The organism is Cupriavidus sp. FW305-3-2-15-C-LB2 (assembly GCF_058787575.1).
This window is the reverse complement of the sequence record NZ_JBYSZW010000066.1, coordinates 12,808-27,871: the sequence shown is the minus strand read 5'-3', so window position 1 is coordinate 27,871 and position 15,064 is coordinate 12,808. Positions and strand designations below refer to the sequence as shown.

Below are 15,064 nucleotides of genomic sequence, written 5' to 3'. Positions count from 1 at the left end.
AGTATGGCCGGCCACAGTTCAGTGGCGCAGCTTGTATCCGGACTTCAGCAAGCGCAGCGCCAGCGCGGCCAGCACCACGAACGCCGATCCGACCACCGCCAGGCTGAACAGCGGCGACACGTCCGAGACGCCGAAGAAGCCATAGCGGAAGCCGTCGATCATGTAGAAGAACGGATTGGCATGGGACACCGCCTGCCAGAAGGCGGGCAGCGAATGGATCGAATAGAACACGCCGGACAGGAAAGTTGCCGGCATGATCAGGAAGTTCTGGAACGCGGCCAGCTGGTCGAATTTCTCGGCCCAGATGCCGGCGATCAGGCCCAGCGTGCCTAGGATGCCCGCACCAAGCAGCGCAAAGACGAGGATCCAGCCCACATTGGCAAAATGCAGGTTGGCAAACCACGCCGTCACCAGCAGCACGCCCAGGCCCACGGTCAGCCCGCGGATCACCGAGGCCACCACATAAGCGCCGAACATTTCCCAGTGCGACAAGGGCGGCAGCAGCACGAACACCAGGTTGCCGGTGATCTTGGACTGGATCAGCGATGACGAGCTGTTGGCAAACGCGTTCTGCAGCACGCTCATCATCACCAGGCCGGGCACCAGGAAGGCGGTGTAGCTGATCTGGTCATAGACCTTGACCCGGTCTTCCAGCACATGGCCGAAGATCAGCAGGTACAGCACCGCGGTCAGCACCGGAGCGGCCACGGTCTGGAAGCTCACCTTCCAGAAACGCAGCACTTCCTTGTACAGCAGGGTGCGGAAACCCACCAGGCCGCCCACGGCCATCGGCCCGAGGCCGGTGTCGTCCAGGACCTCGATATCGCCAGGCTGCTTCATGCCACGGCCTCCATCGCCGGATCGGGCAGCGCACCGGGCATATGCCCCTCGCGGCGCATGATCTGCACAAATACGTCCTCGAGGTCGGCCTTGTTGATTTCCATGTTTTCGATGTCACAGCCCGCTTCGCGGCAGGCGGCCAGGATCGGTTCAACCGCCTGGTAGCCCGACAACCGCAGGCGTACCGCGCGCTCGCCGGGGTTGGCCGGCATGCGCAACGGCTCCAGCGCCGGCGGCAGGACGCCGCGCGCAAAGGTCAGCACCAGCTGCAGGCCGGCAAACTGCGTCAGCAGGTTGCTGGTGCGGTCCAGCGTCACCACCTCGCCGAACTTGAGCATGGCGATGCGGTCGCACAGGGCCTCGGCCTCTTCCAGGTAGTGGGTGGTCAGGATGATGGTGTGCCCTTCCCGGTTCAGGCGCGAGATGAATTTCCACAGCGTCTGGCGCAGTTCCACATCCACACCGGCGGTGGGCTCGTCCAGCACGATCACCGGCGGGCGGTGCACCAGCGCCTGCGCCACCAGCACGCGCCGCTTCATGCCGCCCGAGAGCTGGCGCATATTGGCGTCGGCTTTCCCGGTCAGGTCCAGGTTGGCCATGATCTCGTCGATCCAGTCGTCGTTGCGGGTCAGGCCAAAGTAGCCCGACTGCAGCCGCAGCGTCTCGCGCACCGTGAAGAACGGATCGAACACCAGTTCCTGCGGCACCACGCCCAGCATACGCCGGGCCATCCGGTAGTCGGCAACGACATCGTGGCCAAGCACACTGACGCGGCCGGAATCGGCGCGGTTCAGGCCGGCGAGGATCGAGATCAGCGTGGTCTTGCCGGCGCCGTTGGGCCCGAGCAGGCCGAAGAATTCGCCGCGTTCGACGGTGAAGCTGACGCCCTTGAGCGCCTGCAGGTTGCGGTAGCGCTTGCGAACGTCGTGGATTTCAATGGCTTTCATGGCCGATTGTTTGTGGCGGGTTCGGCATTTTCAGGGCCAGCCGCCGGGAATTGGGGAGCAACTGCGTGCCCGGACTTCCTGGCCCGGCATGGCATGAACCGGTAGCAGGCGGGGGGATGGGCGAACAACCCGGAATTATAGGGGATGCGGGGATGGTCCCGCTTGATCCGCCCCCAGGGGCTCGGCGACCGCGCAGGGCCGTCGCCGCGGCATCGCGGGCGGCCGCCGTGCTGGCGACCGGCGATGCCGGATCAATGTCGGTGGTGGTGCCCCTGCGCTGCGGCTGCTGGGGCCAGGCCCAGCAGACCGTCCACGCCGTACAGGCTGGCCAGTTGCGACAGCTGCGGCGGCACGCCGCGCAGCGACAGCGCCTGGTTGCGCGCGGCGGCGGCGCGGTTCCATGCCAGCAGCACGGCGACCGCGGAGGAATCCACCTGCGCCAGGCCGGTGCAGTCGACCTGCACCTCGCCCTGCGCCAGGCGCGCCAGCCCGTCACGCAGCACGGCGGCGGCGTTCTGGTTGGTCAGCGAGGTACCTAGCGAGAGCATGGATGCGTGGCCTGGGGATCGGTAGCTTGAATACAGTGGCAAAAACGACGACTCCCGCACGTCAGGCGGGAGTCTGTGCCGCGAGCGGCCATTGTAGAGCAGATCGGTGCGCCGTGCTGCGTTGCAGCGGCGCACCGTTGGGCAGGCGCCTCAGCTCTTGGCGCTGGCCAGCTGGCGGTTGCGGTCCTGCAGCGTCTTGATCACGCCCTCGACGCCCTGCTGGCCGACGATGGTGTTGAAGCTGCCCTTGTAGGCTTCGGTCAGCCAGGCGCCCAGCACGTTGATGTCATAGACCTTCCAGCCCTGGGCGGTCTTTTCCAGACGGTAGTCCATCTGGATCGGCTCGCCCTTGTTGACGACCTGGGTGCGGATGGTGGCATCGGTATCCTCAGCCGTGCCGCGGTACGGGCGGTACTGCACGGTCTGGTCGCGGATCTGGGCAATGGCGCCGGCATAGGTGCGGATCAGCAGGGTCTTGAACTCCTCGGTGATCTGCTTCTGCTGCTCGGGCGTGGCCTTGGACCAGTTGCGCCCCATGGCGATCTGCGTGGTCTTCTGGAAGTTGGCGTTGGGGATGATCTTCTGCTCGACCAGCGCGGTGATCTTGCCGATATTGCCGGCCTGCATGTCCTTGTCGGCCTTGACGGTGGTCATCACGTCGCTGACCACGGCCTTGACCAGCCCGTCCGGGGTGGCCGCGTCCTGGGCCGCCACCTGGGCATGCGCCGCGCCTGCGAAGGCAACTACCGTAAGGAAGGGGACCAACAGTCGCTTTATCATGGATTTTCCTTCTTTATCAAAGACGTTCTTCGCCGAGGGCGAACTGGCCAGGCGCCATGGCTGGCGCGCGGCCTTGCGGAGATTGGAACATAAGCGCGGGGCGGTGGTTGCACCCACAAGCGCCTTTTCCGCTACTTACAAACAAATTGTTTCAGCCCTCACAGGGCATTCACAGCCTGGCGTGGGCCTGGAGCCGCCCGCGCCTCGCAGGGTCAGCGGATACGGACCCCCGGCACGATCCGCTGCATCGGGTCCATGGGTGGTATCGGCAGGCTCTGGCTCTCAGGCTGCAGGTCGCCCGAGGGCGTCTGCGCAGGCTGGGCCTGGGTGGCGGCCGGGGCCGAGGCGTCGGCCGGCGGCGCGGGAGGAGCCGGTGCTGCGGGCTGCGCCGGCGTAGCGGGCGTAGCGGGCGTAGCGGGCGTAGCGGGCGTAGCGGGCGTGGCGGGCGTAGCGGGCGTAGCGGGCGTGGCGGGCGTGGCGGGCGTGGCGGGCTTTTCACCTTCGGTCCCGGCAGGGGCTTCAGGGCGCGCCGTCGGGGTCTCCGGGGCGCTGTCCGCATCCTCGTCGCCGTCGGGCGGGTTGCCGTCGTAGACCAGGTACTGGCGCCGCTGCAGGTAGGAATCGCGCAGGAACGAGTACTTGTCCAGCGCCGCCTGCTCCAGCAGGTTGCTGGCGCCGAGCAGCTGCGCCCGGCCGGCAACGATGCGCACGCCGGTCAGTGAATTGCGCAGCGATACCGGATAGAGATAGGCCGACGGGTCGAAGCTGCGGTCCACCAGCATGCCGCCGGTGTCGCGCACGGTGCTGGGCCCGAACAGCGGCAGCACCAGGTACGGCCCGGGCGGCACGCCCCACACGCCCAGCGTCTGGCCAAAGTCTTCCTTGTACTTGGGCAGGCCGGCCGGGGTGGCGATGTCGATCAGGCCGCCGATCCCCAGCACGGTGTTCATGGCCACGCGCATGGTGTCCTCGGCGGCGCGGGTGGGCTTGCCCTGCAGCAGGTTGTTCGCCGCCGAGTAGACATCGCTCACGTTGGAGAAGAAGTTCTCCACCGCGCGCTGCACCGGCGTGGGCATGTAGTCGGCATAGACCTGGGCCACCGGGCGCAGGATGCCCTTGTCGAAGTCCTCGTTGATCTTCGAGACTTCGCGATTGAACGGCTCCAGCGGGTCTTTCGGATTGGCGGTGGGGCCAGTGGCGCAACCGGCGAGCACGGCCGCGGCAGCGACTGCGGCCAGGCCCTTGCAGAACGATGGCGCAGCGCTCATTTGAGGTCCCCTGCCGGCGCCGGCGCGCTGGCACCGGCCGGCGCACCGCCGCCGGCATCCGCCGCCTTGTTGTACAGGAACTGGCCGATCAGGTTTTCCAGCACCACGGCCGACTGCGTCATGGTGATGCGCGCGCCTTCGGCCAGCATGGCGGTGTCGCCGCCGGCTTCGAGGCCGATGTACTGCTCGCCGAGCAATCCGGATGTCAGGATCTTGGCCGAGGTGTCCTTGGGGAACTGGTAGCGCTTCTCCAGGCTCATCTCGACGGTGGCCTGGTAGGTCTTGTCGTCGAAGCGGATCGCCGCCACGCGGCCGACCACCACGCCCGCGCTCTTGACCGGCGCGCGCGGCTTGAGCCCGCCGATGTTGTCAAAGCGCGCCTGCACGCTGTAGGTGTCCTGGAAGGAAAAGGCGCTCATGTTCCCGGCCTTGAGGGCCAGGAACAGCACGGCGACGAACCCCGCCGCCACGAACAGCCCCACCCAGAAATCGAGTGCGTTCTTTTTCATTGGAATCTCTTTCTTCAACCCCGTAGTGTTCTTGTCGCTGTCTTGTCGTTGGTATGGCCCGCGTCAGTTGCTGAACATCAGCGCGGTCAGCAGGAAATCCAGCCCCAGCACGGCCAGCGACGCAATCACCACGGTGCGGGTGGTCGCGCGCGAGACGCCTTCCGGCGTGGGCTTGGCCTCGAAGCCCTGGTACAGGGCAATAAACGTCACGGCGATGCCAAAGATAAAGCTCTTGATCACGCCATTGAGCACGTCGGCGCGCACGTCGACGCCGCCCTGCATCTGGGACCAGAAGGCGCCGGCGTCGACGCCGATCAACTGCACGCCCACCACGTAGCCGCCCAGGATGCCGACCGCGCTGAAGATCGCCGCCAGCACCGGCATGGCGATCACGCCTGCCCAGAAGCGCGGCGCGATCACGCGCTGCAGCGGGTTCACCGCCATCATTTCCATGGCCGTCAGCTGCTCGCCCGCCTTCATCAGGCCGATCTCGGCCGTCAGCGAGGTGCCGGCGCGGCCGGCGAACAGCAGCGCGGTCACCACCGGGCCCAGCTCGCGCACCAGCGACAAGGCCACCAGCAGCCCCAGCGCCTGCTCGGACCCGTAGCGGTTCAGCGTGTAGTAGCCCTGCAGGCCAAGCACGAAGCCCACGAACAGGCCCGACACCGCGATGATCACCAGCGACAGGTTGCCGACGAAGAAGACCTGGTCGGTCACCAGGCGGAAGCGGCGCAGCAGCGCCGGCGACAGGCCCAGCAGTGTCAGGAACATGCGCGTGGCGCGGCCCAGCCCCGACACGCTGCGGCGCACGGCCGCGCCGATGGTGATAAAGAAGTCCGTCACCGCACACCTCCGGCGAAATCCTCGGCCAGCGAAGGTCCGGCGTAGTGGAACGGCACCGGGCCGTCGGCCTCGGCATGGACGAACTGGTGCACGAACGGGTCGGTGGAGGCGCGCAGCGCCTCGGGCTCGCCCTGCGCGACGATGCGGCCGTCGGCAATGAAATAGACGTAGTCGGCGATCTGGAAGGTCTCGTGCACGTCGTGCGAGACGATGATCGTGGTGGCGCCCAGCGCGTCGTTCAGGCTGCGGATCAGGCGCGCGGTCAGCCCGAGCGAGATCGGGTCCAGCCCGGCAAAGGGCTCGTCATACATCAGCAGCGCCGGGTCCAGCGCAATCGCGCGCGCCAGCGCCACGCGCCGCGCCATGCCGCCCGAGATCTGCGCCGGCATCAGGTCGCGCGCGCCGCGCAGGCCGACCGCGTTGAGCTTCATCAGCACCAGGTCGCGGATCATCGAGTCGGGCAGGTCGGTGTGCTCGCGCAGCGGGAACGCCACATTGTCGAACACCGACAGGTCGGTAAACAGCGCGCCGAACTGGAACAGCATGCCCATCTGGCGGCGCACCGCGTACAGGCCGCGGGTATCCAGCGTGTGGATATCGGTGCCGGCAAAGCTGACCGTGCCTGCCTGCGGACGGACCTGGCCGCCGATCAGCCGCAGCACCGTGGTCTTGCCGCAACCCGAGCCGCCCATCACCGCAATCACCTTGCCACGCGGGAATTGCATGGTCAGGCCGGACAGGATCGGCTTGCCGTGGTCCGCATAGGCGAAGTCCACCGCAGTCAGTTCGACGAGGTTTTGAGCAGAATCGGTCACGTTGGCACCGGTCAGGACAGTCGCGCATTATAAGGTGTACTACCTAGCCCTGCTGGCGCCCGTGTGCCCCGCGCCACATGCCCCCGTCGGGGAAGCCTCTCAGACTTGCCCTAGCCCCCCAAACCTGCCCATCCCTTTGCTGCTCAAGGCTCCTGTATCGGCGAGACGTCCTTCAGGATCACCTGCCATTGGATAGATTCCGAGCGGATCGCGGTGGCAAACGCCTCCGGCGAATCGCGCAGCGGCGTGACCCCCGCCGCCTGCAGACGCGAACGCACCTCGCGCTCGGACATGACCGCGTCGAGTTCGACCGCCAGCCTGGCGACGATCGCGCGCGGGGTCTTGGCCGGCGCCATCACGCCAAACCAGGCAGCCGCGGCATAGCCTTCCAGCCCCGACTCCTGCAGCGTCGGCACCAGCGGCGCCAGCGGCGAGCGGGCCACGCCCGTCACCCCGAGCAGGCGCAGCCCGCCGCTTCTGACCTGGCCCTGGACCGCGGCAAACGAACAGAAACAGGCACTGACGCGGCCGGCCAGCATCTCCTGGACCACGGCGGCCTCACCCTTGGCGGTGACCAGCGGCACGCCGCTGCGGATGCCGCGCACGGCGTACTCGGCGTACAGGTGGGAGGGGCTGCCCGGCTGGCCGTAGCCATAGCTGTAGGAGCCCGGGTTCGACCTGACCGCGGTCATCCATTGCTCCGGCGTGCGCATGGGCAGCCGGGCATCGATCACCAGGAACAGCGGCGTGGTGGCCACGCGCGCAACCGGCGTGAAATCGCGCACGACGTCGTACGGCACCGGCTCCAGTCCGGGCTGGATCAGCATATTGGCCTGGTGCAACAACAGGGTGTGGCCATCGGAGCTGGCCTTGGCGACCACGTCGCCGGCGATGGTGCCGGCGGCGCCGGGCCGGTTGTCGACCTCCACCGGCACGCCCAGCCGGACGGAGAGGCGCTCGGCCAGCATGCGCGCCACCGCATCGGCAACACCGCCGGCCGGGAATGGCACGATCAGGCGCATCGGGCGGTCGGGGAACGACATGCTGCGGGCGAGCTGCTGGGTCCCCGCATGCGCCGGCATGGCTGGCACCGCAAGCGCCAGCGTGGCACACCCCAGGGCGTACAGGCACAGGAAAGACCGGAGCCAGCGCCGGACTGCGCCCATTGGGGGGCGCGGCGCGAACTTCGCTTTACCTCGCCAAAGCCGCGACAAATTGCGCACTTCGGGCATCAATTTCCTCCGGCCGGTCCCCTGAGGAGGCGGCAAGCTGGTTCTGGGGAAAAAGGATTTGCGAGGCAGTTTCCGTTAGTTGTTTTTTGAAAATTGTAAGGACATTGCCCAGGGCACCACAGGCACGTAAACCATAGCCGGGAGAACCCTGAAGGCCCCGCCAGGCCTTGCCAAACGCGCCATGGCGGCCAGGATGCACGGACCTCGCCGGCTATAATCGGCCGATGACGATTTTCACCGTGCGGCCGATGGTCACAGCCGACCTGCCGGCCGTGCTGGCGGTACAAGCCAGCTGCTATACCGAAGTCCTGCTGGAGAGCCAGGCCGCGCTGGCAAGCCGGCTGGCGCTGTCCCCCGCCACCTGCTGGGTCGCGGACGATCCCGGACATCCCGGCGCGCTTGCCGCCTATCTCTTTACCCACGCCTGGCCCGAAGCCACGCTGCCGCCGCTGGACGGCGTGCTCGACCACGGCTGGCGCCATGGCGCCGCGCCGGACGCCCTCACCTGGTTCGTGCACGACATGGCGGTGGCGCCCGCCGGACGCGGCGCCGGCCTGGCGCCGCGCCTGTACGCCGCGGCACAGGCGGCCGCGCGCGCGGCGGGGCTGCGGCGTTCGCGGCTGATCGCGGTGCAGTCGGCGGCGCCGTGGTGGCACAGGCTCGGATACGTCCCGGTGGCGGCGCACACGGCCACCGCCCATGCGCCCAAGCTGGCCAGCTACGGCGCCAGTGCGGTGCTGATGGAGCGCACGCTGGCCGACTGAGCGCTGCGCCGGCGCGAGGACGACAAAAAGCCCGCCGGCTTGCGCCAGGCGGGCTTCTTGTTCCTGCCGGGGTGAATCAGCGCGGCAGTTCGGTGTGACCCATCAGGAAGGCATCGACCGAACGCGCGGCCTGGCGGCCTTCGCGGATCGCCCACACCACCAGCGACTGGCCACGGCGCACGTCGCCAGCGGCGAACACCTTGGGCACGTTGGTGTGGTAGGCACGCTCGCCCTCGGTCGAGGCCTTGGCGTTCTTGCGCGCATCGGTATCCACGCCAAACGCTTCCAGCATCGAACCCACCGGGTTGGTAAAGCCCATCGCCAGCAGCACCAGGTCGGCCGGCAGGATGAACTCGCTGCCTTCGACTTCCTGCATGCGGCCATCCTTCCATTCGACACGGCAGGCCTTCAGTGCGGTGACCTTGCCGTTCTCGCCGATGAATTCCTTGGTGGCGACCGACCAGTCGCGCTCGCAGCCTTCATCGTGCGACGACGAGGTGCGCAGCTTGATCGGCCAGTACGGCCACACCAGCGGCTTGTCCTCTTCTTCCGGCGGCTGCGGCAGCAGTTCAAACTGCGTCACCGAGGTGGCGCCATGGCGGTTGGACGTACCCACGCAGTCGGAGCCGGTATCGCCGCCACCGATCACAATCACGTTCTTGCCTTCGGCGCGGATCTCGTTTTCGCCGTCGCCTGCCACTTCCTTGTTCTGCGGGATCAGGAATTCCAGCGCGAAGTGGATGCCGGCCAGGTCGCGGCCCGGCACCGGCAGGTCGCGCGGCACTTCCGAGCCGCCCGCCAGCACCACGGCGTCGAACTGGTCCATCAGGGCCTGGGCCGAGATGGTTTCACGGGCGTAGTTCTTGATGCCGGCCGGCAGTTCGCCGTCGGTCACCATCACGCCCGGACGGAAGGTCACGCCTTCGGCCTGCATTTGCTCGATGCGGCGGTCGATCAGCGTCTTCTCCATCTTGAAGTCGGGGATGCCGTAGCGCAGCAGGCCGCCGATGCGGTCGTTCTTCTCGAACACGGTCACGTCATGGCCGGCGCGTGCCAGCTGCTGCGCGGCAGCCATGCCGGCGGGACCGGAGCCGACCACGGCCACGGTCTTGCCGGTCTTGTGGCGCGGCAGCTGCGGCCTGACCCAGCCCTCTTCCCAGGCCTTGTCGATGATGGCGTGCTCGATCGACTTGATGCCCACCGGCAGTTCATTGATGCCCAGCGTGCAGGCGGCCTCGCACGGTGCGGGGCAGATGCGGCCGGTGAACTCGGGGAAGTTGTTGGTCTGGTGCAGCACCTCGATCGCCGACTTCCAGTCCTGGCGGTACACCAGGTCGTTGAAGTCGGGGATGATGTTGTTGACCGGGCAGCCGTTGTTGCAGAACGGGATGCCGCAGTCCATGCAGCGCGCACCCTGGATCTTCGCTTCGCTGTCGGACAGCGCGAACACGAATTCCTTGTAGTGCTTCACGCGCTTGACTACCGGTTCGTAGCCTTCGTTCTGGCGCGGAAATTCGAGAAAGCCAGTCGCCTTACCCATGTTGCGTCCTTGGTCATGCTGCGCGGGACCGGCGGCGTCGCCAGCCCTGCGGTGGGGTCAGAATCTTGTCAGGGCCGCGGCGGCTGCCGCGGCCCCTCTGCGTGGTTGCGTTGCGCTCGCTCAGGCCGCGATGGCTTCGCGGTCGCTGTCGCGGGCGGCCTGTTCCTTGGCGTACATCTCGCCCAGCGCGCGCTTGTACTCGGTCGGGAAGACCTTGACGAACTTGCGGCGTGCCGTGGTCCAGTCGGCCAGCAGCGCCTTGGCGCGCTCGGAACCGGTGTAGCGGAAATGCTGCTCGATCAGGTTGCGCAGGATGACCTCATCCAGCTGGCGCTTGCCGTCGACCTTGTGCCACGAAGCCTCGGGCTGGCCCTTCTCCTGGTCGGCCGAAGCCAGCACTGCTTCCAGCGCCACCATCGAGGTGTTGCAGCGCTTGTCGAACAGGCCGTCCTCGTCGTAGACGTAGGCCACGCCGCCCGACATGCCGGCCGCGAAGTTGCGTCCGGTGCCGCCCAGCACCACCACCGTGCCGCCGGTCATGTACTCGCAACCGTGGTCGCCGGTGCCTTCCACCACTGCCACCGCACCCGAGTTGCGCACCGCGAAGCGCTCGCCGGCCACGCCGTTGAAGAACGCTTCCCCGGCGATAGCACCGTACAGCACGGTGTTGCCGACGATGATGTTGCGGGTCGGGTCGCCGCGGAACTCATGCGGAGCGCGCACGATCACGCGGCCGCCCGACAGGCCCTTGCCGACATAGTCGTTGCCGTCGCCCACCAGGTCCAGCGTGATGCCGTGCGCCAGGAACGCGCCGAACGACTGGCCGGCGGTGCCTTGCAGCTGGATGTGGATGGTATCGTCAGGCAGGCCTTCGTGGCCATGCTGGCGCGCCACCACGCCCGACAGCATCGCGCCGACGGTACGGTTGACGTTCTTCACCGGCTGGATGAACGAGACCCGCTCGCCCTTCTCGATCGCCGGTCGGGCCTTGGCGATCAGCACGTGGTCCAGCGCCTTGCCGGCCTCGGCCGACAGGCCGTGGTCCTGCACGTCGGTGTGGTACAGCGGCACGTCCGCGCCCAGCGAGACCTGGTGGAAGATGCGGCCGAAGTCCAGGCCGCGCGCCTTCCAGTGCTCGATGCCGGGCTTGGTGTCGAGCAGGTCGGCGCGGCCGATCAGCTCGTCGAACTTGCGGATGCCCAGCTGGGCCATGATTTCGCGGGCTTCTTCCGCAACGAAGAAGAAGAAGTTGACCACGTGCTCAGGCTTGCCCTGGAACTTCCTGCGCAGCTGCGGATCCTGCGTGGCCACGCCCACCGGGCAGGTGTTCAGGTGGCACTTGCGCATCATGATGCAGCCTTCCGCAACCAGCGGCGCGGTGGCGAAGCCGAATTCATCGGCGCCCAGCAGCGCGCCGATGACGACGTCGCGGCCGGTCTTCATCTGGCCGTCGGCCTGCACGCGGATGCGGTTGCGCAGGCCGTTGAGCAGCAGCGTCTGCTGCGTTTCGGCCAGGCCCAGCTCCCACGGCGTGCCGGCATGCTTGATCGACGACCACGGCGAAGCGCCGGTGCCGCCATCATGGCCGGCGATCACGACGTGGTCGGCCTTGGCCTTGGCCACGCCCGCGGCCACCGTGCCGACGCCGACTTCGGACACCAGCTTGACCGAGATGTCCGACACCGGGTTGACGTTCTTCAGGTCGTGGATCAGCTGTGCCAGATCCTCGATCGAATAGATGTCATGGTGCGGGGGCGGCGAGATCAGGCCCACGCCCGGCACCGAGTAACGCAGCTTGCCGATGTAGTCCGAGACCTTGTGGCCGGGCAGCTGGCCGCCTTCGCCGGGCTTGGCACCCTGCGCCATCTTGATCTGGATCTGGTCGGCCGAAGCCAGGTATTCGGCGGTCACGCCGAAACGGCCCGACGCCACCTGCTTGATCTTCGAGCGCAGCGAATCGCCTTCCTGCAGTTCCAGGTCGCGTTCGATCACGTTGTCGCCCAGCAGGCCCTTGAGGGTATCGCCCTGCTTGATGGGAATGCCGCGCAGCTCGTTGCGGTAGCGCTTCTCGTCCTCGCCGCCTTCGCCGGTGTTGGACTTGCCGCCGATGCGGTTCATCGCCAGCGCCAGCGTGGTGTGGGCTTCGGTCGAGATCGAGCCGAGCGACATCGCACCGGTGGCGAAGCGCTTGACGATCTCCTTGGCCGACTCCACCTCTTCCAGCGGAATCGCCTTGGCCGGATCGACCTTGAACTCGAACAGGCCACGCAGCGTCATGTGGCGCTTGCTCTGGTCGTTGATGATGTTGGCGTATTCCTTGTACGTCTGGTAGGCGCCCTTGCCGTCGTCGGCGCGCACCGAGTGCTGCAGCTTGGCGACCGAGTCCGGGGTCCACATATGCTCTTCGCCGCGGATGCGGAAGGCGTATTCGCCGCCGGCGTCCAGCATGCTTTCCAGCACCGGGTTGTCGCCAAAGGCGTCGCGGTGCAGGCGCAGGGCTTCCTCGGCCACTTCGAAGATGCCGATGCCCTCGACATTCGACGGGGTGCCATGGAAGTACTTCTGCACCAGTTCGCGCGACAGGCCGATGGCTTCGAAGATCTGCGCGCCGGTGTACGACATGTAGGTGGAGATGCCCATCTTGGACATCACTTTGAACAGGCCCTTGCCGATCGCCTTGACGAAGTTCTTGACCGCCTTCTCGGGCGACAGGTCGCCGGACAGGCCCTGGGCCATTTCGGCCAGCGTTTCCATCGCCAGGTACGGATGCACGGCTTCGGCGCCATAGCCGGCCAGCAGCGCGAAGTGGTGCACTTCACGGGCGGTGCCGGTCTCGACCACCAGGCCGGTGGACGTGCGCAGGCCCTTCTCCACCAGGTGGTGGTGGATGGCGGACGTGGCCAGCAGCGCGGGAATCGCAACATGCTCGGCATCCACGCGGCGGTCCGACACGATCAGGATGTTGAAGCCCGAACGCACCGCATCCACGGCTTCGGCGCACAGCGAGGCCAGGCGCGCTTCGATGCCCTCCTTGCCCCAGGCCTTCGGGTAGCAGATGTTCAGCTCGTACGAACGGAACTTGCCGCCGGTGTAGTGCTCGATATTGCGGATCTTGGCGATGTCCTTGAAGTCCAGCACCGGCTGGGACACTTCGAGGCGCATCGGCGGGTTGATGTTGTTCAGCTCGAGCAGGTTCGGCTTCGGGCCGATGAACGACACCAGCGACATCACCATGTTCTCGCGGATCGGGTCGATCGGCGGGTTGGTGACCTGGGCGAACAGCTGCTTGAAGTAGTGGTACAGCGTCTTGTTCTTGGACGACAGGATGGCCAGCGGCGAATCGTTGCCCATCGAGCCGGTGGCTTCCTCGCCGGCCAGCGCCATCGGCGCCATCAGGAACTTGACGTCTTCCTGGCTGTAGCCAAAGGCCTGCTGGCGGTCCAGCAGCTTGGCCACGGGCTTCTTCTCGGCGGCAACGTCTTCAGGCTTGGCGTCGAGCTCATCGAGCTTGATGCGCACGGCGTCGATCCAGCTCTTGTACGGCTTGGCGTTGGCCAGGTTGTCCTTGAGTTCCTTGTCGTCGATGATGCGGCCCTGTTCCATGTCGATCAGGAACATCTTGCCCGGCTGCAGGCGCCACTTCTCAACGATGCGCGACTCGGGGAACGGCAGCACGCCGGCTTCCGAAGCCAGCACCACGATGTCGTCCTCGGTCACGTAGAAACGTGCCGGGCGCAGGCCGTTGCGGTCCAGCGTGGCGCCGATCTGGCGGCCATCAGTGAAGCAGATCGCGGCCGGGCCGTCCCACGGCTCCATCATGGCAGCGTGGTACTCGTAGAAGGCGCGGCGGTTGTCGTCCATCAGCGTGTGCTGTTCCCAGGCTTCCGGGATCATCATCATCATCGCGTGGACGAGCGGGTAGCCGGCCATCGTCAGCAGTTCGAGGCAGTTGTCGAACGATGCGGTGTCGGACTGGCCCGGGTAGATCAGCGGCCACAGCTTGGGCAGGTCGTCGCCCAGCACCGGCGACGAGATCGCGCCGGTGCGCGCGTTGATCCAGTTGACGTTGCCCTTGACCGTGTTGATTTCACCGTTGTGGGCGACCATGCGGTACGGGTGGGCCAGTTCCCAGGCCGGGAAGGTGTTGGTCGAGAAGCGCTGGTGCACCAGGGCCAGGGCCGAGACGGCGCGCTGGTCCAGCAGGTCCAGGTAGTACTCGCCAACCTGGTTGGCCAGCAGCAGGCCCTTGTACACCACGGTACGGGCCGACATTGACGGCACGAAGTATTCCTTGCCGTGCTTGAGCTTGAGCGCCTGGATGGCATGGCTGGCGGTCTTGCGGATGACGTAGAGCTTACGTTCCAGCGCGTCCGTGGTCATGATGTCGCGGCCGCGCCCGATGAAGATCTGGCGGATCACCGGCTCGGTGGTGCGCACCGTCGGCGACATCGGCATCTTGGCGTCGACCGGCACGTCGCGCCAGCCCAGCACGACCTGGCCTTCCAGGCGGACCGTGCGCTCCAGTTCCTGCTCGCAGGCCAGGCGCGAGGCGTGTTCCTTCGGCAGGAAGATCATGCCCACGCCGTATTCGCCCGCGGGCGGCAGGCTCACGCCCTGCGCGGCCATTTCCTCGCGGTAGAACTGGTCCGGGATCTGGATCAGGATGCCGGCACCGTCGCCCATCAGCGCATCGGCGCCGACCGCACCCCGGTGGTCCAGGTTCTCCAGGATCTTCAGGCCCTGCGAGATGATCTCGTGGGACTTCTTGCCCTTGATATGCGCGACCATGCCGACGCCGCAGGCGTCATGCTCGTTGCTGGGATCGTACATGCCCTGCGCTTGCGGGCGCAGGTCAATGGCGTGGGAAGACTCGCTGGTCTGCGCTTGTGCCTGAGCTTGGGCCGAAAGATTTTTCGTTTGGTCCACGGGCTGAATTCCGGTGAAGGCTGCGCGAACTGGCTGGGCGTACCGGAACGGG

General features: G+C 66.8%; 12 protein-coding genes. 1 reads left to right on the top strand and 11 read right to left on the bottom strand.

What is annotated here, in order from left to right; genetic code table 11:
- Window positions 1-18: 18 nt before the first annotated feature.
- The 9 genes from AC3WRR_RS32015 to AC3WRR_RS31975 form a co-directional block, all read right to left on the bottom strand.
- Window positions 19-840 carry an ABC transporter permease gene (locus tag AC3WRR_RS32015; protein WP_010812336.1) on the bottom strand — a complete coding sequence of 274 codons (822 nt, stop codon included), beginning with the start codon at window positions 838-840 and terminating at the stop codon, window positions 19-21.
- Window positions 837-1,787, bottom strand: coding sequence for an ABC transporter ATP-binding protein (locus AC3WRR_RS32010; RefSeq protein WP_010812337.1), 951 nt, complete (start codon window positions 1,785-1,787; stop codon window positions 837-839). The genes AC3WRR_RS32015 and AC3WRR_RS32010 overlap by 4 nt, the downstream gene beginning before the upstream one ends.
- Window positions 1,788-2,038: 251 nt before the next feature.
- Window positions 2,039-2,371 (bottom strand): STAS domain-containing protein, encoded by a 333-nt coding sequence (locus AC3WRR_RS32005; protein ID WP_492293462.1) that lies wholly within the window; start codon window positions 2,369-2,371, stop codon window positions 2,039-2,041.
- Window positions 2,372-2,485: 114 nt separating this feature from the next.
- Complete coding sequence (locus AC3WRR_RS32000; RefSeq protein WP_011616145.1) at window positions 2,486-3,115, bottom strand: MlaC/ttg2D family ABC transporter substrate-binding protein; 630 nt, start codon at window positions 3,113-3,115, stop codon at window positions 2,486-2,488.
- Between the two features lie 212 nt (window positions 3,116-3,327).
- Entirely contained in the window at window positions 3,328-4,383 is a 1,056-nt protein-coding gene (locus AC3WRR_RS31995; RefSeq protein WP_492299128.1) for an MlaA family lipoprotein, read from the bottom strand.
- Window positions 4,380-4,892, bottom strand: coding sequence for an outer membrane lipid asymmetry maintenance protein MlaD (gene mlaD / locus AC3WRR_RS31990; RefSeq protein WP_010812341.1), 513 nt, complete (start codon window positions 4,890-4,892; stop codon window positions 4,380-4,382). Before mlaD ends, AC3WRR_RS31995 begins: the two co-directional genes overlap by 4 nt.
- Window positions 4,893-4,955: 63 nt before the next feature.
- Window positions 4,956-5,735 (bottom strand): lipid asymmetry maintenance ABC transporter permease subunit MlaE, encoded by a 780-nt coding sequence (gene mlaE / locus AC3WRR_RS31985; protein ID WP_010812342.1) that lies wholly within the window; start codon window positions 5,733-5,735, stop codon window positions 4,956-4,958.
- Window positions 5,732-6,550, bottom strand: coding sequence for an ABC transporter ATP-binding protein (locus tag AC3WRR_RS31980; RefSeq protein WP_010812343.1), 819 nt, complete (start codon window positions 6,548-6,550; stop codon window positions 5,732-5,734). Before AC3WRR_RS31980 ends, mlaE begins: the two co-directional genes overlap by 4 nt.
- Before the next feature lie 143 nt (window positions 6,551-6,693).
- Entirely contained in the window at window positions 6,694-7,782 is a 1,089-nt protein-coding gene (locus AC3WRR_RS31975) for a Bug family tripartite tricarboxylate transporter substrate binding protein (protein ID WP_037023841.1), read from the bottom strand.
- Window positions 7,783-8,006: 224 nt separating this feature from the next.
- On the opposite strand from AC3WRR_RS31975, the gene AC3WRR_RS31970 reads away from it, so the two are divergent.
- Window positions 8,007-8,546 (top strand): GNAT family N-acetyltransferase, encoded by a 540-nt coding sequence (locus tag AC3WRR_RS31970; RefSeq protein ID WP_011616147.1) that lies wholly within the window; start codon window positions 8,007-8,009, stop codon window positions 8,544-8,546.
- 76 nt (window positions 8,547-8,622) lie between these two features.
- Here the strand turns inward: AC3WRR_RS31970 and AC3WRR_RS31965 are convergent, their stop codons facing one another.
- A complete protein-coding gene (locus tag AC3WRR_RS31965; protein ID WP_010812346.1) occupies window positions 8,623-10,086 on the bottom strand; it encodes a glutamate synthase subunit beta in 1,464 nt (487 codons plus the stop codon).
- Window positions 10,087-10,206: 120 nt separating this feature from the next.
- Window positions 10,207-15,012, bottom strand: coding sequence for a glutamate synthase-related protein (locus AC3WRR_RS31960; protein WP_492299126.1), 4,806 nt, complete (start codon window positions 15,010-15,012; stop codon window positions 10,207-10,209).
- Between the last annotated feature and the right edge of the window lie 52 nt (window positions 15,013-15,064).